The 21,583-nt window shown below is 66.8% G+C and carries 15 protein-coding genes; 5 read left to right on the top strand and 10 right to left on the bottom strand.

Annotated elements, in window-relative coordinates; genetic code table 11:
• Window positions 1–43 precede the first annotated feature (43 nt).
• Complete coding sequence (locus VG561_RS05015; protein WP_262093086.1) at window positions 44–1,135, bottom strand: homocysteine S-methyltransferase family protein; 1,092 nt, start codon at window positions 1,133–1,135, stop codon at window positions 44–46.
• Between the two features lie 13 nt (window positions 1,136–1,148).
• Window positions 1,149–2,078 (bottom strand): ArsR/SmtB family transcription factor, encoded by a 930-nt coding sequence (locus VG561_RS05010; protein ID WP_014037755.1) that lies wholly within the window; start codon window positions 2,076–2,078, stop codon window positions 1,149–1,151.
• Between the two features lie 152 nt (window positions 2,079–2,230).
• Here VG561_RS05010 and VG561_RS05005 point away from each other — a divergent pair, with 152 nt between their 5' ends.
• Window positions 2,231–3,379 (top strand): acyl-CoA dehydrogenase family protein, encoded by a 1,149-nt coding sequence (locus tag VG561_RS05005; RefSeq protein WP_049442456.1) that lies wholly within the window; start codon window positions 2,231–2,233, stop codon window positions 3,377–3,379.
• A 55-nt stretch (window positions 3,380–3,434) separates the two neighbouring features.
• Window positions 3,435–3,797 carry a hypothetical protein gene (locus VG561_RS05000; protein ID WP_262093087.1) on the top strand — a complete coding sequence of 121 codons (363 nt, stop codon included), beginning with the start codon at window positions 3,435–3,437 and terminating at the stop codon, window positions 3,795–3,797.
• 141 nt (window positions 3,798–3,938) lie between these two features.
• Here the strand turns inward: VG561_RS05000 and VG561_RS04995 are convergent, their stop codons facing one another.
• The 3 genes from VG561_RS04995 to VG561_RS04985 are packed head-to-tail and all read right to left on the bottom strand — an operon-like array spanning window position 3,939 to window position 9,052.
• Window positions 3,939–7,112, bottom strand: coding sequence for a multidrug efflux RND transporter permease subunit (locus VG561_RS04995; RefSeq protein ID WP_046431562.1), 3,174 nt, complete (start codon window positions 7,110–7,112; stop codon window positions 3,939–3,941).
• Window positions 7,113–7,127: 15 nt separating this feature from the next.
• Window positions 7,128–8,396, bottom strand: coding sequence for an efflux RND transporter periplasmic adaptor subunit (locus VG561_RS04990; RefSeq protein ID WP_014647677.1), 1,269 nt, complete (start codon window positions 8,394–8,396; stop codon window positions 7,128–7,130).
• The gene (locus VG561_RS04985) at window positions 8,396–9,052 is read right to left on the bottom strand and encodes a TetR/AcrR family transcriptional regulator (protein WP_111207029.1); all 657 of its coding nucleotides are present in this window, start codon (window positions 9,050–9,052) and stop codon (window positions 8,396–8,398) included. Before VG561_RS04985 ends, VG561_RS04990 begins: the two co-directional genes overlap by 1 nt.
• Window positions 9,053–9,302: 250 nt before the next feature.
• On the opposite strand from VG561_RS04985, the gene VG561_RS04980 reads away from it, so the two are divergent.
• The 3 genes from VG561_RS04980 to VG561_RS04970 all read left to right on the top strand — a co-directional run bounded on the left by VG561_RS04980 (window position 9,303) and on the right by VG561_RS04970 (window position 16,351).
• Window positions 9,303–14,279 carry an NAD-glutamate dehydrogenase gene (locus VG561_RS04980; RefSeq protein ID WP_046431556.1) on the top strand — a complete coding sequence of 1,659 codons (4,977 nt, stop codon included), beginning with the start codon at window positions 9,303–9,305 and terminating at the stop codon, window positions 14,277–14,279.
• 306 nt (window positions 14,280–14,585) lie between these two features.
• Window positions 14,586–15,359 (top strand): NAD kinase, encoded by a 774-nt coding sequence (locus VG561_RS04975; RefSeq protein ID WP_032962058.1) that lies wholly within the window; start codon window positions 14,586–14,588, stop codon window positions 15,357–15,359.
• 47 nt (window positions 15,360–15,406) lie between these two features.
• Window positions 15,407–16,351, top strand: coding sequence for a 5'-nucleotidase (locus VG561_RS04970; RefSeq protein ID WP_005410242.1), 945 nt, complete (start codon window positions 15,407–15,409; stop codon window positions 16,349–16,351).
• Window positions 16,352–16,489: 138 nt separating this feature from the next.
• Here the strand turns inward: VG561_RS04970 and VG561_RS04965 are convergent, their stop codons facing one another.
• The 5 genes from VG561_RS04965 to VG561_RS04945 are packed head-to-tail and all read right to left on the bottom strand — an operon-like array spanning window position 16,490 to window position 21,553.
• Window positions 16,490–17,041, bottom strand: coding sequence for a DUF2939 domain-containing protein (locus tag VG561_RS04965; protein ID WP_014647672.1), 552 nt, complete (start codon window positions 17,039–17,041; stop codon window positions 16,490–16,492).
• A 42-nt stretch (window positions 17,042–17,083) separates the two neighbouring features.
• Window positions 17,084–18,064, bottom strand: coding sequence for an aldo/keto reductase (locus tag VG561_RS04960; protein ID WP_049408572.1), 981 nt, complete (start codon window positions 18,062–18,064; stop codon window positions 17,084–17,086).
• Entirely contained in the window at window positions 18,064–18,750 is a 687-nt protein-coding gene (locus tag VG561_RS04955) for a DUF2461 domain-containing protein (protein ID WP_032962055.1), read from the bottom strand. Before VG561_RS04955 ends, VG561_RS04960 begins: the two co-directional genes overlap by 1 nt.
• Window positions 18,747–20,186: an exodeoxyribonuclease I gene (gene sbcB, locus VG561_RS04950; RefSeq protein WP_142234960.1), complete on the bottom strand. Its 1,440-nt coding sequence runs from the start codon at window positions 20,184–20,186 to the stop codon at window positions 18,747–18,749. Before sbcB ends, VG561_RS04955 begins: the two co-directional genes overlap by 4 nt.
• Window positions 20,186–21,553 (bottom strand): FAD-dependent oxidoreductase, encoded by a 1,368-nt coding sequence (locus tag VG561_RS04945; protein WP_423179421.1) that lies wholly within the window; start codon window positions 21,551–21,553, stop codon window positions 20,186–20,188. Before VG561_RS04945 ends, sbcB begins: the two co-directional genes overlap by 1 nt.
• Window positions 21,554–21,583: the final 30 nt, after the last annotated feature.

Here is a 21,583-nt window from a genome sequence, read left to right as displayed (position 1 = left end):
CAACAGCAGGAGGGCGGGAAGTGTGGAACGGTGGCGGCGACATTCATGCGGCCTGCTCCTGGACACCGGGCAGGGCGCGCGGCGGCAGCCCGGCCACGGCGCGGGCGATCGCACGGATGTGGTCGGGGGTGGAGCCGCAGCAGCCGCCGACCAGGTTCAACAGGCCATCCTCGGCGAAGCCGCGCAGGGTGGTGGCCATCTCTTCAGGCGTTTCGTCGTACTCGCCGAAGGCGTTGGGCAGGCCGGCGTTGGGATGTGCGCTGACGTAACAGTCGGCGACCTGCGAGAGGGTTTCCACGTGCGGGCGCATCGCCTCGGCGCCCAGCGCGCAGTTCAAGCCGATCGACAGCGGGCGCGCATGCGCCAGTGACGCATGGAAGGCCTCGGCGGTCTGCCCGGACAGGGTGCGCCCGGAGGCGTCGGTGATGGTGCCGGAGATCATCACCGGCAGGCGTGCACCACGCGCGTCGAAGGCCTCCTCCAGCGCATACAGCGCGGCCTTGGCATTGAGCGTGTCGAAGATGGTCTCGACCATGAGGGTGTCGGCGCCGCCATCGATCAGGCCCTCGATGGCTTCGCGATAGGTGTCGCGCAACTCGTCGAAGCTGGTGTTGCGGAAGCCCGGATCGTTGACGTCGGGACTGATCGAAGCGGTGCGGCTGGTGGGACCGATCACCCCGATCACGAAGCGCGGCTTGCCCGGCGTGGCCGCAGCCACCGCATCGCAGCAGGCGCGTGCAACGGCGGCGCCGGCCTTGTTCAGCTCGTACACCAGGTGTTCGAGGTGGTAGTCGGCCTGGCTGACCGAAGTGGCGTTGAAGGTGTTGGTCTCGACCAGATCCGCCCCGGCGTCCAGGTATGCGGTATGGATGTCGGCGATGACCTGCGGCCGGGTCAGCAGCAGCAGGTCGTTGTTGCCCTTCAGGTCATGGCCTTCAGGTGTGCCGTGGTCGCAGCCGGGACCGTGCGCATGGTCATAGCCACCGGCGAATCGCTCGCCGCGGTAGTCGTCTTCCTGCAGGCCATGGCGCTGGATCATCGTGCCCATCGCGCCGTCGATGATCAGGATCCGCTCGCGCAGGGCGTCGAGCAGGGCGTTGGCACGGTCAGGATGCAACCAGGGCAGGGCGGACATGGTGGTCTCGGGCTCAGGGCTTGTTGGCGATCAGCGAAATCACTTCGAAGTGCGGCGGACGCTTCTCGCGGGTGACCGTTTCCAGGCTGGACACCTGCAGGCCGGCCTTGTCGACGAACTTGCGCAGCTCCTTGTCGCTGAAGCCGAGGTTGACGTGGCCATAGGCCTCCACCGCTGCCTTGTGCTCGTGACGGGCCAGGCTGCACAGCAGCAGGCGGCCGCCCGGGCGCAGCACGCGTGCGGCTTCGGTTACGGCCTGCGCAGGCTTGCTGGCATAGGTCAGCGCGTGCATCAGCACCACCAGGTCGAAGCTGCCGTCCTTGAACGGCAGGGCATGCATGTCGCCCTCGCGGACTTCCACATTGGGCAGCCGGCGCAGGCGCTCGCTGGCAGCGGCGACCACGCGCGCGCTGGTATCGATGCAGATGTAGCGCTTGGCGTGGGGGGCGACCAGTTCGGCCAGCACGCCGTCACCGGAGGCGATGTCCAGCACGTCGCCGGTCTCCAGCAACGGCAAGGCGGTGCGCGCCAGCGCCTCCCAGGTACGGCCCGGAGAGTAGTGGCGCTCCATGTCGCCGGCCACGCTGTCGGCCCAGTTCTGGTCAGAGGCGCGATGGGCCAGCACTGCAGCCACGCGCTCGGCATCCTGGCGCAGCAACGGGTCGTCGCTTCCGTTGCTCAAGGCATGCCACAATGCACGCTGCGCCGGGTCCAGCTGGGCTTCGTCGAAACGGTAGTAGGCCGACACGCCGGCACGGCGGTCGCGGACCAGGCCGGCTTCCTTCAGGCGCGCCAGGTGGGTGGACACGCGCGGCTGCGCCAGCCGGGTGATTGCCGACAGTTCGGCCACGGTCAGTTCCTCCTGCTCCAGCAGCGCCAGCAGGCGCACGCGGGTGGCATCGGCGAACACCTTCAGGCGGGTCGACCAGTCTTCCAGATCCATAAATATCTACCTATCGCGATATAGAGATATATTCGCCGAGGAGGCTGCCGCGGTCAAGTCGCCAGCGTACGGAAACAGCCGGCCCCCGGTACAATCGGAGCACCTGGGCGCGCCGTATGCGGCCCATAACTTCATGTACCCGGGAGGGTGTTGTGGATTTCAGCTTTACCGAAGAGCAGTTGATGCTGCAGGACGTGGCGCGGCGCATCGCGCAGGAAAAGATCGCCCCCAGCGCGGAGCACCATGACCGCACCGGCGAGTTCCCGCTGGACAACATCCGCCTGCTGGGCGAGAACGGCCTGATGGGCATCGAAGTGCCGACCGAGTACGGCGGTGCGGGCATGGACCCGGTTGCGTACGTGCTGGCGATGGTGGAGGTCGCCGCCGCCGACGCCGCTCACTCGACCATCATGTCGGTCAACAACTCGCTGTTCTGCAACGGCATCCTCACCCACGGTACCGAGCAGCAGAAGCAGACCTACGTGCGTGCCATCGCCGAAGGCACCGCCATCGGCGCGTTCGCGCTGACCGAGCCGCAGTCCGGTTCCGATGCCACTGCCATGCGCTGCCGCGCGGTGAAACAGGCCGACGGCACCTTCGTCATCAATGGCAAGAAGAGCTGGATCACCTCCGGCCCGGTGGCCAAGTACATCGTGCTGTTCGCGATGAGCGAGCCGGACAAGGGCGCGCGCGGCATCACCGCCTTCCTCATCGATACCGACAAGGCCGGTTTCGGTCGTGGCAAGACCGAGCCCAAGCTGGGCATCCGCGCCTCGGCCACCTGCGAGATCGAGTTCAATGATTACGTGGCGCAGGCCGAGGACGTGCTGGGCCAGGAGGGCGAGGGCTTCAAGATCGCCATGAGCGTGCTCGATGCCGGCCGCATCGGTATCGCCTCGCAGGCCATCGGCATCGCCCGTGCCGCCTATGAAGCGACCCTGGAGTACGTGAAGGAGCGCAAGGCCTTCGGTGCCGCCATCGGCACCTTCCAGATGACCCAGGCCAAGATTGCCGACATGAAGTGCAAGCTGGATGCAGCGCTGCTGCTGACGTTGCGCGCGGCTTGGGTGAAGGGCCAGGGCAAGCGCTTCAGCAACGAAGCCGCCATCGCCAAGCTCACCGCCTCGGAAGCGGCGATGTGGATCACCCACCAGGCGGTGCAGATCCACGGCGGCATGGGGTATTCGAAGGAGATGCCGCTGGAGCGTTACTTCCGTGATGCCAAGATCACCGAGATCTATGAAGGCACCTCGGAAATCCAGCGCCTGGTGATCGCCCGCAACGAAACCGGGCTGCGCTGAGACGCAACGGCCGCGCCGCTGCAAGGGCGGCGCGGCCGGTCGATCCGCGCCACGCGTGGATGCGCTGTGCTCTTGGCCGAACGATGCCGGATCTGTTCCAATGCAGGCCGTTTCCATACGGTCTGCACAGATGATCTATCGTGGTTGGGGAATCCTGACACTGATCACGCCGATCGCAGCGATCCTGCTGCTGGCGTATTTCTTCCCGCACGCAGGCCCCAGGGGCAACATCCCACTCTCGCAGGTGTTGCTGGGTGCCAGCATTGGCGCGGCGGTGAACGTGCTGCTGGGCCTGTGGCTCAACCGGGCACCCCGGCAGAAGGGCGAAGTGGCGCCCCATCATTTCTTTTTCGTGCCGATGCAGTGGGCTGCACTGGTAATCGTGGCAGTGTGCGTGGTGATCGCGCTGTTGCGCTGAGACGTGACTCGAACGGCGCCCACCACTACCGGGCATGCCGTTGCCCTGGTAGATGCCAACCTTGGTGGGCATGAATTCAAAAGCGGCAAGAAAAAGGCCCCGGATCGCTCCGGGGCCCTTTCGTTTCAGCGCACTGCCGGATCAACGATCCGGGCGGTGTGCAGCATCCGCGTCGCGCTGGCGTTCCATGAACTCCTTGGACGGTTCATCCAGCTTGTCGCCCAGCATGCGGCGCACGACCACGAAGAACACCGGGATCATCAGCAGGCCGAGCAGGGTGGCGAACAGCATGCCGCCGATCACGCCGGTACCGATGGCGTGGCGGGAATTGGCGCCGGCGCCGGTGGAGATCGCCATCGGGATCACGCCCATGATGAACGCGAACGAGGTCATCAGGATCGGGCGGAAGCGCAGGCGGGCCGCTTCGATGGTGGCATCGCGCAGGTTCTTGCCGGCTGCGCGCTGCTCCACCGCGAACTCCACGATCAGGATCGCGTTCTTCGCGGCCAGGCCGATCACGGTGATCAGGCCGATCTTGAAGAACAGATCGTTGGGCAGGCCGCGCAGCATCGACAGGCCCAGTGCGCCCAGCACGCCCAGCGGCACCACCAGCAGCACCGCCACCGGGATCGACCAGCTTTCATACAGGGCGGCCAGGCACAGGAACACCACCACGATGGACAGCACCAGCAGCAGCGTGGCGGCATTGCCGGCCAGGATTTCCTGGTAGGACATGCCGGACCAGTCGTAGCCGAAGCCGGCCGGCAGGTCGTCGTTGACGATGCTCTCCATGGTCTGCATCGCTTCGCCCGAGCTGGTGCCCGGGGCCTGCGAGCCGACGATGTTGATCGCCGAGTAGCCGTTGTAGCGGCTCAGCGACGGCGGTGCCGACACCCATTCGGACTTGACCACCGTGTTGAGCGGGATCATCGCGTTGGTGCCATCGGCGTTCTGGGTCAGGGTGGAGGGGCTGTAGAAGCTCTTCAGCGACTCCTGGCCGGTGCGGTACGGGCCATCGGCCTGCATGGTCACGCGCTTGATGCGGCCTTCGTAGAAGAAGTCGTTGACATAGACCGGGGCCAGCATCAGCTGGATGGTGCTGTACACGTCCGACACCGACATGCCCATCGACTGCGCCTGCACGCGGTCCACGTGCAGCTGCAGCTGCGGGGCGTTCTCCAGCCCGTTCGGACGCACGCCGACCAGGGCTTCGGGCTTCTGCGCGGCCTTGCCCAGCAGGATGTTGCGCGCCTGGGTCAGCTGTTCGTAGCCGGCACCACTGCGGTCCTGCAGCCACATGTCGAAGCCGCCGAACTGGCCGAGGCCCTGCACGGTGGGCAGGTTGACCACGAAGATCTGCGCTTCCTTGATGCCGTAGAACGCGCCGTTCATGTTCTGGATGAACTCGGGCGCGGTGAACTTGCGTTCCTCCCACGGCTTCAGGCGGATGAAGCCCATGCCCACGTTCTCGCCGGAACCGACGAAGCTGAAGCCGGCCACCTGCAGCATGCCTTCATAGCCATCCTGCTTTTCCAGGATGCCACGCATCTGCGCGAACACTTCGTTGGTCTGGCCCTTGGTCGAGCCCGGCGGCAGCTGCACGATCGCCAGCGCATAGCCCTGGTCTTCTTCCGGCAGGAAGCTGCCCGGCATGCGGGTGAACAGGAAGCCGCACAGCGCGGTCAGCACCACGAACAGGATCATCCAGCGCGGCGCATGGCGCACCGCCGAGGTGATGTGGCCCACGTAGGTGTGGCTGATCTTGTCGTAGTACTTGTTGAAGGTGCGGTAGACGATGTTCGGATTGTCGTTGTGCGTCGGCTTGAGGAAGGTCGCGCACAGCGCCGGGGTGAAGCCCAGTGCCAAGAACGCCGAGAACGCCATCGAGATGGCGATGGTCAGGGCGAACTGCTTGTAGATCTCGCCGGCGGCGCCGCCCTGCAGGGCGGACGGGATGAACACCGCGGCCAGCACGACGGTGATCGCCACCACCGCGCCGGTGATCTGGGTCATCGCCTTCTGCGTGGCCGGCTTCGGCGCCAGGCCTTCCTCGCTCATGATGCGTTCGACGTTCTCGATCACCACGATCGCATCGTCGACCACGATGCCGATCGCCAGCACCATCGCGAACAGGGTCAGCTGGTTGATCGTGAAGCCGATCATCCACATGCCCAGGAAGGTACCGAGCAGGGCGACGGGGATGACCAGGGTCGGGATCAGTGTGGCGCGGAAGTTCTGCAGGAAGATCAGCATCACCAGGAACACCAGCAGGACCGCTTCAAACAGGGTCTTGACCACTTCCTGGATCGAGATCTTGACGAAGGTGGTGCTGTCGTACGGCGAGAACCAGGTCACCCCGGACGGGAAACTGGGCTGCAGCTCGTCCATCTTGGCGCGCACCGCTTCGGCCACGTTCAGGGCGTTGGCGCCCGGCAGCAGCTGGATGGCGAAGGCGCCGGTCGGCTTGCCGTTGTACTGGGTGTCGAAGCCGTAGTTGTTGGCACCGAAGGCGACGCGGGCGATGTCCTTGAGCAGTACGCGCGAGCCATCGGCGTTGGCGCGCAGGATGATGTTCTCGAATTCCTGCGGCGAGCTGAAGCGGCCTTCGGCCGAGACCGTGGCGGTGAAGTGCTGGCCTTCCGGCGACGGGTCCGAACCCAGCGCACCGGCGGCGAACTGCACGTTCTGCGCACGTACCGCGGCCAGTACCTGGCTGGCCGACAGGCCATAGCCCTGCATCTTCTCCGGGTTCAGCCAGATGTTCATGGCGTACTCGGAACCGAACTGCTGGGTGCTGCCGACGCCGGGGATACGCGAGACCTGGTCGAGCACGCGCGAGCCGACGATGTCGTTCAGGGCGTCACGGTTGATGGTCGGGGTATCGGACTGCAGCGCCACCACCATCAGGAAGCCGGCATTGGCCTTGGCCACCACCACGCCCTGCTGGGTCACTTCCGAAGGCAGTCGTGGCGTGGCCAGCGACACCTTGTTCTGCACCTGCACCTGGGCGATGTCCGGATCGGTACCGGTCTCGAAGGTCAGGGTGATCTGCGCGCGGCCGTTGGAGGCCGACGAGGAGCTGAAGTACAGCAGGTGATCGATACCGGTCAGCTGCTGCTCGATCACCTGGGTGACCGATTTCTCGGTGGTGTCCGCGCTGGCGCCCGGGTAGGTCGCCGAGACGGTGACCTGCGGCGGGGCGATGTTGGGATAGGACTCCACGCCCAGGTTGAGGATCGCGATCACGCCGCTGAGCGAGATCAGGATCGCAACCACCCAGGCGAAGACTGGATGTTCGATGAAAAATTTAGGCATGACGGAAGGTTCCCGTTACTGCTTGTTCGAATCGGTGGTGGCCGGCTTGGCCGCATCGGCCTGTTCCGGCTTGGCCGCGTCGGCCGGTGCCTTGCCTGCCGCCGGTGCTGCGCCCGCCGGAGCGGCGCCGCCTGCGGCAGGCTTGCCGTTGGCGTCCTGCCCCGGGGTCCACGGCTTGGCCACCGCCGGTGCACCTTCCTTGACCTTCTGCACGCCGGCCACGATCACCTTGTCACCGGCGGCCAGACCGTCGCTGACCAGCCAGTTGCCGTTCTGCGCGCCATCGGTCTTCACGTTCTTGCGCACCACCTTGCCGTCGGCACCGACCACCATCACGTAGCCGCCGGTGGTGTCACGCAGCAGCGCCTGCTGCGGCACCAGGTAGGCATTGTTGCGCTCGCCCAGGTTGGCCTGGAAGCTGACGAAGGCGCCCGGCAGCAGGATCTGCTGGGGGTTCGGCAGCAGCGCACGCAGCGACACCGCACCGGTGGCCGGGTCGACCGTGGTCGAGGAGAAGTCCAGCGTGCCCGGCTCACCATAGGTGCTGCCGTCGGCCAGCTTGACGTTGACCGTGGCCTTGCCGTCGCCGGACAGCGCCAGCGAGCCCTTGGCCTGCTGCGCGCGCAGCTGGGTCAGCTCATCCACGCTCAGCGAGAAGTTCACATACAGCGGGTCGAGCTGGTCAACGGTGGTCAGCAGGGTCACATCGCCCTGGCCGACCAGCGCGCCCTCGGTGACCTGCTGCTTGTTGGCCACGCCACTGATCGGCGCGGTCACTTCGGCGTAGCCCAGGTTGATCCGCGAAGAAGTCACTGCCGCTTCGGCCTGCTTGACGGCGGCCAGGGCGGTGCGCTCGGCCGATTCGGCGTTGTCCAGGTCGGACTTGGAGACGAACTGCTGCGGCGCCAGCGAGCGCGCGCGATCGGCGGCGACCTTGGCATTGGCGTAGGTGGCGCGGGCCGAAGCCAGCTGGGCCTCGGAGGCGTTGAGCGAGGCACGCAACGGCGCCGGGTCGATCAGGAACAGGGTCTGGCCCTGCTTGACCTGCGAACCTTCCTGGTAAACGCGCTTGAGCAGCACGCCGGGTACGCGTGCGCGGACGTCGGCGCTGCGGAACGGCGACAGGCGGCCGACCAGTTCGCGCTGCAGCGGCAGGGTCTGCGGCTTGGCGTCGATCACGCCCACCTCCGGCGGCGGGGGCGTCTGCTGTTCCGGCTTCTTGCAGGCAGCCAGCGCGACAGCAACGGCGCACGTCAAGGCAAGGGTGCGGAGTGGGGCGGTCATCAGGAGGAACTCCGGGGTTGGTTTGTAGACGGGGCCGGCGACGGCTGTGGCGCGAACGCGCGCAGGAAGCTGTCGACGGAGAACTCTGCCCAGCGCCGACGCAGGAGCGCGTCATCACGATGGGGGGTATGGAAGCGCTGTTTGTCGAAATCCTGACCGGCGATCATGCTCAGCAGCAGTTCGGCCATGAAGTGCGGGTCGTCATGCCGGAGCTGGCCTTGCATGCAAACGGTTTCAATCCATTCAGCAAGATGAAGCGTCAGCGCGCCGGCACCGTGCCGGTACAGCGTACGCGCCTCTTCGGGAAACTGGGCTGCCTCGGCTGCAATCAGCCGGCAGGCCTGTCCTACGTGCGGTTGGTTGAAATGCTCCAGGAAGTCGGTGGCGAACTGGAGAAGGCTGGCACGCAGGTCGTCACTGCGGAGTGCACGCAGCATGGCCCCGGTGGCGTGGCCGACGTGGCGCTGCATCACCCGGCGCAGCAGTTCCTGCTTGCTGCCGTAGCGCGAGTACAGGGTCTGCTTGGAGCAGCCGGCATGCTGGGCCACCGCGTCCATGCTCATCTGCATGCCCTGCTCGGCCAGCAGTCTGCGCACAGCATCGAACACGCGCTCATCGCGCGCGTCGAGGGCAACGGGGAGGTAGGCCGGGTTCACGCGGTGGACTATACCGTCCAGTTCAGGATTGTGGAATCGAATCGGCGTCGCCGCGTGTGTCTTTCGGTAACACGCTTTGCCGATCCTGTCGGCACTGCTGAAGCAGGCGCCAGCTCCATACCGGAGCGAACTGAATAGGCGTCTAAACCGCAGCAAACCCGAATCTGCTTATTCCGTCCTGCAGCAAGGCCTTTTCGTGCGGTAGGGCTACAATTTCATTTTCCCAACTGAGCAAGCGCATCGCTCTGCCATGAAACCGCAAAAAACCGCAGCCAAGACCGTGAAAAACAAGACGAAACCAGCAGAGTCGGAGGTCGCAGTGACCGCTGGTTTCTCCCTGGAGCCGGTGTACACGGCCTTGCGCAAGCGCTACCCCGCGGCCGCACAGGCCGAAGCGGTGGCCTTCGCCACTGACTTCTACAAGCGCATGGAATCGGACGAGTTCCCGCACCACAGCGCTGAAGAGTGGGCCGCGCTCGCGGCTGAGACGCTGGAATTCGCCCGTGCCCGCAAGGCCGGCAAGGCCAACGTCCGCGTGTTCAATCCGACTGCGAAGGCCAACGGTTGGGAATCGCCGCACACCGTGCTGCAGATCGTCAACGACGACATGCCGTTCCTGGTCGATACCGTCACCATGTCGCTGGCCGAGCAGGGCGTGGGTGTCCACGTGCTGGGCCACCCGGTGCTGCGCTTCACCCGCGACAAGGCCGGCAAGCTGGTCAAGGTCGGCGAGGGCGATGCCGAGTCGGTGATGCTGCTGGAGATCGACCGCCAGCCGGCCGACGCCATGGCTGCCATCGAACAGGCCATCAACAAGGCGCTGGACGAAGTGCGTGCGATCGTGCGCGACTGGCAGCCGATGAAGGACAAGGCGCTGGCGCTGGCCGACGACCTCGGCAGCCGCCAGCTGCCGGTCGACGACGCATCGCGCAAGGAAGCACAGGAGTTCCTGCGCTGGGCCGCCGACAACCACTTCACCTTCTTCGGCTACCGCGAATACCGCGTCGAGAAGCAGGGCAAGGAAGAGGTGCTGGCGCCGCTGAACGACACCGGCCTGGGCCTGATGCGCGGCAAGGACAAGTCCGCCGCCCGTCCGGTCAAGACCCTGGCCGCGCAGGGCCTGAACACCACGTCCGGTCTGAAGGATGCGCTGATCCTGACCAAGACCAATGCCCGTTCGCGCGTGCATCGCGCTGGCTACATGGATTACATCGGCGTGCTGGAATTCGACGCCAAGGGCAAGATCATCGGCGAGCAGCGCTTCCTCGGCCTGTTCACCTCCAGCGCCTACAACCGCCGTCCGTGGGAAATCCCGCTGGTGCGCCAGCGCCACGAGCACGTGATGAAGCAGTCGGGCCTGGCCCCGGCCAGCCACAGTGGCAAGGCCCTGCGCCACATCCTGGAAACCCTGCCGCGCGAAGAACTGTTCCAGTCCAGCGAGGACGAACTGTTCCGCACCGCGATGGGCGTGCTGGGCCTGCAGGAGCGCGTGCGCAGCCGCCTGTTCCTGCGCCGCGACAAGTACAGCCGTTTCATCTCCGCGCTGGTCTACCTGCCGCGTGAGCGCTTCAACACCGACGTGCGCCTGCGCATCGAAGCGATGCTGAAGGACGCGCTGCACGGCGAGTACGTCGACAGCTCGGTGGTGCTGGGCGAATCGCCGCTGGCCCAGGTGCACCTGATCGTGCGCCCGAAGCCGGGTGAGATGCTCGACGTCGATACCGCCGAACTGGAGCAGAAGCTGGCCCAGGTGCTGCGCAACTGGCAGGACGACCTGCGCGAAGCGCTGGTGGCCCGCCACGGCGAGACCGAAGGACTGCGCATCGCCGCCCGTATCGGCAAGGCGCTGCCGGCCGGCTACATCGAAGACAACAGCACCGCGGTTGCCGCCAACGATGTCAGCCAGCTCGACGCCCTGACCGGCCCGGACGACCTGCGCCTGAGCCTGCAGGCCGTGCCGCGCGAAAGCGGTGATGGCCTGCGCCTGAAGCTGTATCGCCAGCTGGACGACATTCCGCTGTCGGACGCGCTGCCGATGATGGAAAACATGGGCCTGCGCGTGATCGCCGAGCGTCCATACCGCCTGTCGGTCGACAACGCCCCGGTGTACGTGCAGGACTTCGAGGTCGAGTCGACCGCCGGCGCGATCGATGCCGCCAGTGTCGATGAAGCCTTCGGCGAGACCTTCGCCCGCGTCTGGCACGGCGATGCCGAGAACGACGGCTTCAACCGCCTGGTGCTGGCTGCCGGCCTGCACTGGCGCCAGGTCGCCATGCTGCGCGGCTACTGCAAGTACCTGCTGCAGACCGGCGTGCCGTTCTCCCAAGCCTACGTGGAAGGCACCTTCGCGCGCTACCCGCTGCTGGCCCGCCTGCTGGTCGAGCTGTTCGAAGCCCGCTTCGATCCGGCCACCGGCCACGAGAGCAAGGACGACATCGCCGCCGGCCAGGCCCAGCTGAAGGCCCACTTCGACGTGCTGGCTGCCGGTGACGATGCCACCTTGAAGGTGCTCAAGACCGTGGTCGACGCCCGCAAGGGTGACCGCGACGCGCAGATGCAGGCCGCGCGCGATGCGCTGCTGAAGCTGATGGACCGCGTGTCCAGCCTGGACGAGGACCGCATCCTGCGCTCGTTCATGGGCGTGATCGACGCGACCCTGCGTACCAGCTACTACCAGACCGATGCCAACGGCCAGCACGGCCATGTCATCAGCTTCAAGTTCGATTCGGCGCTGGTGCCGGACCTGCCGAAGCCGCGCCCGTACCGCGAGATCTTCGTCTACGGCCCGCGCGTGGAAGGTACCCACCTGCGCTTCGGCGCGGTCGCCCGTGGTGGCCTGCGCTGGTCGGACCGTCGCGAAGACTTCCGTACCGAAGTGCTGGGCCTGGTCAAGGCACAGATGGTCAAGAACACCGTCATCGTGCCGGTCGGCGCGAAGGGCGGCTTCTTCGCCAAGACCCCGCCGGTGAACGGCGACCGTGATGCGATCTTCGCCAACGGCGTGGCCTGCTACAAGCTGTTCATCCAGGGCCTGCTGGATATCACCGACAACATCGTCAACAACAAGATTGTGCCGCCGGTGGATGTCGTGCGCCACGACATGGACGATCCGTACCTGGTGGTGGCCGCCGACAAGGGCACTGCGACCTTCTCCGACATCGCCAACGGCCTGGCCATCGCGCACGGCTTCTGGATGGGCGATGCGTTCGCCTCCGGTGGTTCGGTCGGTTACGACCACAAGGGCATGGGCATCACCGCACGCGGTGCGTGGGAGTCGGTTAAGCGCCACTTCCGTGCGCTGGGCCGTGACAGCCAGAGCCAGGACTTCACCGCGGTCGGCGTCGGCGACATGTCCGGCGACGTGTTCGGCAACGGCATGCTGCTGTCGCGCCACATCCGCCTGGTGGCTGCGTTCGATCACCGCCACATCTTCCTGGACCCGAACCCGGATGCGGCCACCACGTTCGTCGAACGTGAGCGCCTGTTCACCGTGCCGCGTTCGAGCTGGGCGGACTACGATGCCAAGCTGATCAGCAAGGGCGGCGGCGTGTACCCGCGCAGCCTGAAGTCGATCGAGATCACCCCGCAGGTGCGTGAAGCGCTGGGCCTGGACGAGAACGTCAAGGCGCTGTCGCCGAACGAGCTGATGAGCGCGATCCTGAAGGCACCGGTCGACCTGCTGTGGAACGGCGGCATCGGTACCTACGTCAAGGCCGCCAGCGAGCAGCACAGCGATGTCGGCGACCGTGCCAACAACGCGCTGCGCGTGAATGGTGGCGAGCTGCGCTGCAAGGTCGTGGGCGAGGGCGGCAACCTGGGCATGACCCAGCTGGGCCGCATCGAAGCCGCGCAGGCCGGCGTGCTGCTCAACACCGACTTCATCGACAACTCGGCCGGTGTCGACACCTCCGACCATGAAGTCAACATCAAGATCCTGCTCAACGATGTGGTGCGGGCCAAGAAGCTGACCGTCGAGCAGCGCAACAAGCTGCTGGCCTCGATGACCGATGAAGTCGCCGAGCTGGTGCTCAACGACAACTACCGCCAGAACCAGGCGCTGAGCCTGATGGAGCGGATGGCGGTCAAGCGCCTGGGTTCCAAGCAGCACTTCATCCGTACCCTGGAACAGCAGGGCCTGCTTGATCGCCAGATCGAGTTCCTGCCGTCCGATGCCGAGCTGTCGCAGCGCAAGGCGCGCGGCCAGGGCCTGACCCGTCCGGAACTGTCGGTGCTGCTGTCCTACTCCAAGCTGGTGGCATTCGCCCAGCTGCTGGATTCGGACATCCCGGAAGATCCGTACCTGTCCAAGGAACTGCAGCGCTACTTCCCGACCCCGCTGCAGAAGAAGTATGCCGACGCAATGGAGCGTCACCGCCTGAAGCGCGAAATCATCGCCACGGCCGTGACCAACCAGACCATCAACCGCATGGGCGCCACCTTCCTGATGCGCATGCAGGAAGACACCGGCCGTTCCATCGCCGAGGTCGCCAAGGCCTACACCATCAGCCGTGAAACGCTGGATGCACGCGCGCTGTGGGCGCAGATCGATGCCCTCGACGGCAAGGTGCCGGAGTCGGTGCAGATCGACGCCCTGGAAGTGATCTGGAAGCTGCAGCGCTCGTTCGTGCGCTGGCTGCTGTCGCGCCCCGGCGCGATGCCCGGCATCACCGAAGCGGTCAACCGCTACCAGGGCCCGTTCAACGACATCCGCGTTGCCTCGGGTGTGCTGCCGGATTCGCAGCGTCCGACCTACGAAGCCCTGGTGGCCGAGTGGAAGGAAAAGGGCCTGCCGTCCGCGCTGGCGCAGCAGCTGGCCGAACTGCACTTCCTGGAGCCGGCGTTCGACATCATCGAACTGGCCCGTACCCGCAAGCTGAAGCCGGTGGACGTGTCCAAGGTCCACTTCCGCCTGGGCGATGCCCTGCAGCTGCCGTGGCTGTTCGAGCAGGTCGATGCGCTGGAGGTCAATGGCCGTTGGCACGCGGTGGCACGTGGCGTGCTGCGTGACGAGCTGGCCGCCAACCACCGCAATCTGGCGGGCCAGGTGCTGGGTACCAAGGGCAGCAGTGCCGAAGCAAAGGTGGCGGCCTGGATGGGTCGCGACGACAGCAGCCTGCGCTTCACCCTGGCGATGCTGGCCGAACTGGCCGAGCAGAAGACCCTGGACTACCCGACCGTTTCGGTCGCGGTGCAGCGCCTGGGTCAGCTGGCCGCGCATGGTGCGTAAGCGCATTCGCGCTGACGCCCCACGGTTTGCTCTGCAAACCGTGGGCCCCATGCCAACCATGCTCCCAGACCCCCGCGCCGTTGGCGCGCCCCCCTGACTCAGGGGGGCTCCTGATCTGCAGCAGTTGGAGGAACGGCCCCGCGAAAGCGGGGCCGTTCTGCATTGCCGGGTAGTGCCGGCCGCTGGCCGGCAACCGCATGGATCACAATCGGGTGCAGCTGCACCCGATTGTGATCCATGCGGTTGCCGGCCAGCGGCCGGCACTACCGGGTATGCTCTTGCTGGCACACCCACCCGGATCCACCGATGAGCGACACCCCCCGCATCGCTTTCCTGGCCAGCGCCACCGAACCTGCACAGATGGCCCGCGCCGCGATGGTCTCGCGTTATGGCGATCACGCGCCGGAGCAGGCCGACGTGCTGTGTCCGCTGGGGGGCGACGGCTTCATGCTGCAGACCCTGCATCGGCATGGGCACCTGGGCAAGCCGGTGTTCGGCATGAAGCTGGGCACCGTCGGCTTCCTGATGAACCAGTACCGCGGCGACGACGACGTGCAGGCCCGCATTGCGCGTGCCGAACCGGCCAACCTGCGCCCGCTGGAAATGGTGGCGCTGACCGAGTCGGGCACCAGTACCGGTTCGCTGGCCTACAACGATGTCTCGCTGCTGCGCCAGACCCGGCAGGCCGCGCATATCGGCATCGACCTCAACGGCCAGGAACGCGTGGCCGAGCTGATCGGTGACGGCGTGCTGGTGGCCACCCCGGCGGGCAGCACCGCCTACAACTATTCCGCGCATGGCCCGGTATTGCCGCTGGGCTCGCACACCATCGCGCTGACGCCGTTGGCCCCGTACCGGCCGCGTCGCTGGCGCGGGGCGATCCTCAAGGCCGATACCGAGGTGCGCTTCCGCGTGCTCGATCCGTACAAGCGCCCGGTCAGCGTCACGGCGGATTCGCACGAGACCCGCGACGTGGTCGAGGTGACCATCCGCGAGTCGAAGGACCGCCGCGTGACCCTGCTGTTCGACCCGGAGCACAACCTGGAAGACAGGATCCTGAGCGAACAGTTCGTTTTTTGAGGACAATGGGCGGCCGGCCCCGCCGACCGCTTGAAGGACCCCCACCGATGGGCGACAACTCCCCCCGCTTGCTGACCGTCGCGGTGACCTCGCGCGCGCTGTTCGACCTCGAGGAAAGCCATGCGCTGTTCGAAAGTGATGGCGTGGCGGCCTACGCCGAATTCCAGCGCCAGCACGAGGACGATATCCTCGGCCCCGGCGTGGCCTTCCCGGTGGTGCGCAAGCTGCTGGCGCTGAACCAGGGCGCCAGCCCGGAGAACCCGCGGGTCGAGGTGATCCTGCTGTCGCGCAACTCGGCCGATACCGGCCTGCGCATCTTCAATTCGATCCAGCACTATGGGCTGGGCATCATCCGCGCGACCTTCACCGCCGGCGAGCCGACCTGGCCGTACGTGAAGCCGTTCGGTACCGACCTGTTCCTGTCGGCCAACCCCGAATCGGTGCGCAGCGCGCTGCGTCATGGCATCGCGGCGGCAACCATCCTGCCCAAGCCGCCGGGCGAGACCGCTGCGGCAGCCGCCGACCAGATCGATACTGGTCGCCCGGCCGGCCAGCTGCGCATCGCCTTCGATGGTGACGCGGTGATCTTCGGTGACGAGAGCGAGCGCATCTCGCGCGAGCAGGGCGTGGAAGCGTTTGGCCGCCACGAGCGCGAGCGCGCCCGCGAGCCGCTCAGCGGCGGTCCCTTCCGTGGCTTCCTGTCGGCCCTGCATACGCTGCAGGAAGTGTTCCCGGCCGGCGAGAGCGCGCCGATCCGTACCGCGCTCGTGACCGCGCGTTCGGCACCGGCGCATGAGCGGGTGATCCGCACCCTGCGCGAGTGGGGCGTGCGCCTGGACGAGGCACTGTTCCTGGGCGGCCGTCACAAGGGCCCGTTCCTGCAGGCCTTCGGTGCCGACATCTTCTTCGACGATTCGCAGCACAACATCGACAGCGCCCGCGAGCATGTGGCCGCCGGCCACGTGCCGCACGGCGTCGCCAACGAGGGGTAGGGCGGACTCGACCGGTAGGTGCCAACCGTTGGTTGGCACTGCCTAGGACCCATGCCCACCAATGTGGGCATCTACCAGAGCCACATGCCCCGGTAGTTGCCAACCTTGGTTGGCGCTGCCGTCAGGCCACGGGTCCGATCAAGGGCTGCCCGACATTCCCAGCTGCAGGTCCACCACCTTCCAGCGCAGGCCCTGCGGCTCCAGCACCACCTTCAACGGTGGCTGGCCGGGGCCGCGATCGACGTCGATCACGAATCGGTCCAGTGCCTCGAAATGATGCTCGGCATGCTTCAGCGGCCGCGCCGGTTCGGTCGCACCGAAGGCATCGCCGCCCTGCAGTTCATTGCGGCCACGCTTCCACAGCACGTGGCCCTGCAGCATCGCGCCGATCCCGGTCGGGGTCACCATGGTCTCCACTGCGGCACCGCCAAGCTGGTCGCCCAGCCCATAGAGCAGGGCGCCGAACGGGCTGGATGCCACGTCGGGGCCGGCCTGGCGCACCAGGTAGTCGTTGAGCTGCGCACGCAGGCTGCTGCGCACGCGCGGGAAGTCGACGTAACGCTCCAGTCGGGCGGTGTCGCGCTGCTCGATGGCCTTGGACAGGCCATTGACGGTCATGTAGGGGCCGCCGAACCACCAGGCGGCGACGGCCAGGACCAGCAGCACAATGAGTGCGGTGAGTTTCTTCATGCCGACCAGACTGCCGCAATGGCGGCAGTGCCGGGTGAAGACTCAATGACTGGGCGAGCCACGGCCGTCACCGAAGGCATCGACCAGCTGTTGCCGTTCGGCCGGGGTCAGCGCTTCCAGCCGCGTCGCCAGCACCTCGTCGAGGCTGCGGGTGCGGGTGGTGCCAAGGATGCCGCTGGCCACGCCGGGATGGCCCAGCGCATAGGCGAAGGCGGTCTGGGCCGGGCGTTGGCTGCGGATCGCGGCCACTGCCCGGCGCATCTGGCGGGCACTGCGCATCAGCTGGCGGCTGCTGGGCTTCAGCCAGGCGCGCGCCAAGTACCAGCCATCGGCCAGCCGTGGCAGGCGCGGGCGGGCGGGCAGCAGGTGGCCCTGCGCCAGCACGGTCCCGGCCAGCACGCCGATGCCCACCGCCTGCAACTGGTCGATCAGCGGTTCGCGGTCCTGCTGCAGGGCGTTGTAGTCCAGCAGCACCACATCGAAGGCGTCGGGATGGGCGATCATCCAGCGCAGGGTCGAGGCCGAGTGGGTGTTGATGCCGGTGTGCCGGATCAACCCGCGTTCGCGCAGGCGCTGCAGCGCGGCCAGCAGGTCGTCGTTGATGTCGTGCTCGCTGGCGCCATGCAACTGGTAGATGTCCAGGTGATCCAGGCCGAGATTGCGCAGCGAAGCCTCGCAGCTGGCGGTGATGGCTGCCGGCGAGAAATTGCGTTGCTCGGCGCCGCTGACGCCGGCCTGGCCGGTCAGCGTGCCCCCCTTGCTGGAAATCACCAGCGCGTCGCGCGGGTATTGTTTCAGCAACGGGCGCAGGATGCGGCCCAGCCGCGGCTCGGCGTGGAAACCGGAGTAGTTGTGGCCGGTGTCCAACAGGTTCACGCCCTGTGCCAGTGCATGCTCGACCACGTTCGCGGCCGATTGTTCCGGGAATCGGCGATGCCCCCAGAAGCCGGAACAGCCCAGGCCCACCGGCGAAACCGCCAGGCCGGTGCGGCCCAGCGTGCGGCGTTGCTGTGCCAATGGCATCAGAATTCCAGGTCCAGCGCCGCGCACAGGTAGTCGACGAACGGGCCGAGCGCGGCCAGATCCTTGCCCAGCGTGGACAGCAGGCGCGGACCGGTCATGGTGGCGTCGTCCAGCGAGCGCCACATCACCCAGTTGCGGTGCTTGAGGTCGTCGATGAACTCGAAGTCGGCGGGGAAGCCACGCGGCGGACGCACCAGCTTTTCGCTCTCCTCGAAATCGAAGCGCTTGCGCAGGCCCGGTGCGTGCGCGGCGGCCTTCCAGCTGCCCGGGTTGTCGAGGATGAAGTGGCGCACGCGGCGCTGGGTTTCCGGTTCCGGATGCCACAGGCCGGCACCGACGAAGCTCTCGCCCGGCTGCAGGTGCACGTAGAACGAAGGTGCGGCTACTTCACGGCGGCGCTCATGGAACAGGCGTGCGCCCTGCCAGGTCTTGTACGGTGACTTGTCGTTGGAGAAGCGCGCGTCGCGGTGGATGCGGAACAGCGAGCCGCCGACGCCGCGCGTATCGGCACGGAAGTGTTCGCTGACCTCGGCCAGGGCCGGTTGCAGGTCGCCCAGCAGGCGCAGGAACGGCTGCCGTACGTGGTCTTCATACTGCTGGCGGTGGTCGTTGAACCAGGCCTTGTCGTTGTGCCGCGCCAGGCTGCGCAGGAACCTGAAACTGGCGTCCGAGAAGTAGGTGCTCACAGTGTCTCCTGCAGGTGCTGGCCCCAGTCGCGCAGCGATTGCAGCAGGGCCTGGCGCCGCGCATCGTCGGGCGCTTCGGCGGCCAGTGCATCGAGCTGCTGCCGGTACTGGGGCAGGTTGAGTTCGCCCAGCCCGCCGTCGCCGAGCAGGCGCTGGCGGCGGTAATCCTGCCAGCGCTGGCGTTCCGCCGGCGCGAGGCTGTCGGGGTGGTTGCGCGCGCGGTAGCGGAACAGCAGCTCCGGCAGGCGCGGGTCGCGGAAACGGCCTTCCAGCGCGGCCAGCTGCTCGGGCGCGGTGGTGCGTGCCAGCGCAAGCAGCGGTTTGTCGCCGTTGCCGAGGAAACCGTCGTACAGCGAGGCATCGACGTCGGCCACGGTGGCGACGCGGGGCTGGTTGTAGACCTGGCGCGCCTTCTCGGCCAGCTGCGGGGCGAACGCGCGCAGCCGTTCCACCTTGGCCTCGATCGCGGCCACGTCCAGGCCGAGGCGCGCGTGGTCATCGGCGCGCAGGTGGTTCCAGGCGATCAGCGCTGGCACCTTGTTCAGATGCACTTCCTTCAGCGGCACCCGCGCCACGCCTTCGGGCAGCTCGCTGGCGCGCAGGTAAAGGCGCTGTGCGATCACCTCGGCCGGCAGTTCCAGCAGGTCGTCGATCTCGCCTTCCAGGTCGAACACGATCACCCGGTTGTTGATGGTGGGGTGCACGGCCAGCGGGAGTACTGGCGCCGCGCACAGGCGACTGGCCGGGTAGCGCATGGAAATGTGCAGTACCGGCTTCATCGCGGCCACGTCCAGCAGGCCGCCGACGAAGCGCTTGTCACGCAGCTTCAGCGCGTACTCCCACAGGCGCGGCTGCGACTGCTTGAACAGGCGTGCCATGCCGATGGTGGCACGTACGTCGGACAGCGCTTCGTGCGCATCGCCCTCGCGCACGTTGTTGGCCTCGGCCAGGTGCTCGAGCTTGAACGAGGTGGCGCCGTCCTCGCGCAGCGGCCACTTGATGCCGTCCGGGCGCATCGCGCGCATCAGGCGCAGCATGTCCAGCAGGTCCCAGCGCGAATTGCCGTTGCGCCACTCGCGCTCGTACGGCTCGTGGAAATTGCGGAACAGCCCGTAGCGGACGAATTCATCGTCAAAGCGCAGCGTGTTATAGCCCAGCGCGCAGGTGCCGGGGCGCGACAGCTGTTCGTTGATGCGGTCGAAGGCCTCGGCCTCGCTGATGCCCTCGGCCAGGGCCTGCTGCGGGGTGATGCCGGTAACCAGGGTGGCCATCGGCGAGGGCAGCAGGTCATCGGCCGGGCGCACGAAGAAGCTGACCGGCGTATCGATCTCGTTGAGGTCGGCATCGGTACGGATCGCGGCGTACTGCGAGATGCGCGTGCGCCGCGGGTCCTGGCCGAAGGTTTCCAGGTCGTAGAACAGGAAGCTGTCGGCCATCAGTGCGCGCCCTCCAGGACCGGCAGCTGCGCGTGGATCTGCGCTTCCAGCGCGGCCCAGTCGATGTTGTCCAGTGAATCGTGACCGGTGGTGGCGGCCACCAGCATGTCGCGTTGCAGTTCGGTGCGGCGCAGCGCCTCGGCGTACGGTGTGTGCAGGAAGGTGACCATCGTGTAGTGCGGCACGAAGCGGGTCGGCCAGCGCAGCTGCAGTTCCTGCTCCAGTTCGCGCTGCAGCAGGAACGCAGGATCGGCGACACGGTCGCGCATCTCCAGGTAGTTCTCCAGCGCCATCTGCTGGATGGCACGTGCATTCGGCTTGCGCTCGGCTTCGAACGCGGCGAACGCGCCTTCCAGATCATCCGCTTCCATCAGGTGCCGGGCCAGCGCAACGCAGTCCTCGAACGCGCAGTTCATGCCCTGGCCGTGGAATGGCACCATCGCATGCGCGGCATCGCCGATCAGTACGGCGCGACCGTGCTGGTGCCAGCGCTCCAAGGTGAGCGTGCCGAGCAGCCCCGGCGGGTGCTGTTCCCAGTCCGCGCGCAGGTTCGGGATCAGCGGCAGGGTGTCGGCGAACTCCCGCGCGAACAGCGCCTCGGCCTGCGCGCCGGTGTTGACCGTGGCGAAGCTGGGATCGCCCTGGTTGGGAAGGAACAGGGTGACGGTGAAGGTGCCTTCGTGGTTGGGCAGGGCGATGCACATGTAATGGCCACGTGGCCAGATGTGCAGCGCATTGCGCTCGATTCGGAAGCTGCCGTCGGCGGCCGGTGGGATCTCCAGCTCCTTGTAGGAGTGGTCGAGGAAGGCGATGTCCTCGCCCAGCGGGGCACGGCGGTTCATCGCTGCGCGCAGGGCCGAACCGGCGCCGTCGGCACCGATCAGGGTGTCGAAGCGGATGTCGTGCGGGCTGTCGTCGCGGTCATCGATGAAACGCGCGTAACCGGCGTCGAAATCAACGGTGTGCAGGCGCCGATGGAAGTGCACGGTGGCGCCGGCCTGCTCGGCCAGTTCCAGCAACGTGGTGTTCAGATCGCTGCGGTGGATCGACCAGATCACTTCGCTGTCATCACGGCCATAGCGCTGCAGCTGCGGTTCGCCGTCGCGGGGGTGCACCATGCGGCCGCGCATCATCACCGCGCGTGCCATCACTTCGTCCTCCACACCCGCCTGGCGCAGCGCATTGCGCCCACGCTCGGCCAATGCCAGGTTGATCGAGCGGCCACTCTCGTAATCAGCCACGCGCGGATCACCGCGGCGTTCGTACAGGGTGATGCGCCAGCCTTGCCGCGACAGCAGGATGGCCAGCAGGGACCCGGCCAGGCCGGCACCGATAATGCTCAACGAGCGGGAAGCATGTGCGATCAACGAACTGTCCAGCAGCAGGGGAGGGACCGG

Origin of the sequence: Stenotrophomonas sp. CASM110, assembly GCF_049384345.1 — a bacterium.
Lineage (GTDB): Bacteria > Pseudomonadota > Gammaproteobacteria > Xanthomonadales > Xanthomonadaceae > Stenotrophomonas > Stenotrophomonas muris.
The sequence above is the reverse complement of the archived record's forward strand: the minus strand, read 5'-3'. Positions and strand labels throughout refer to the sequence as shown.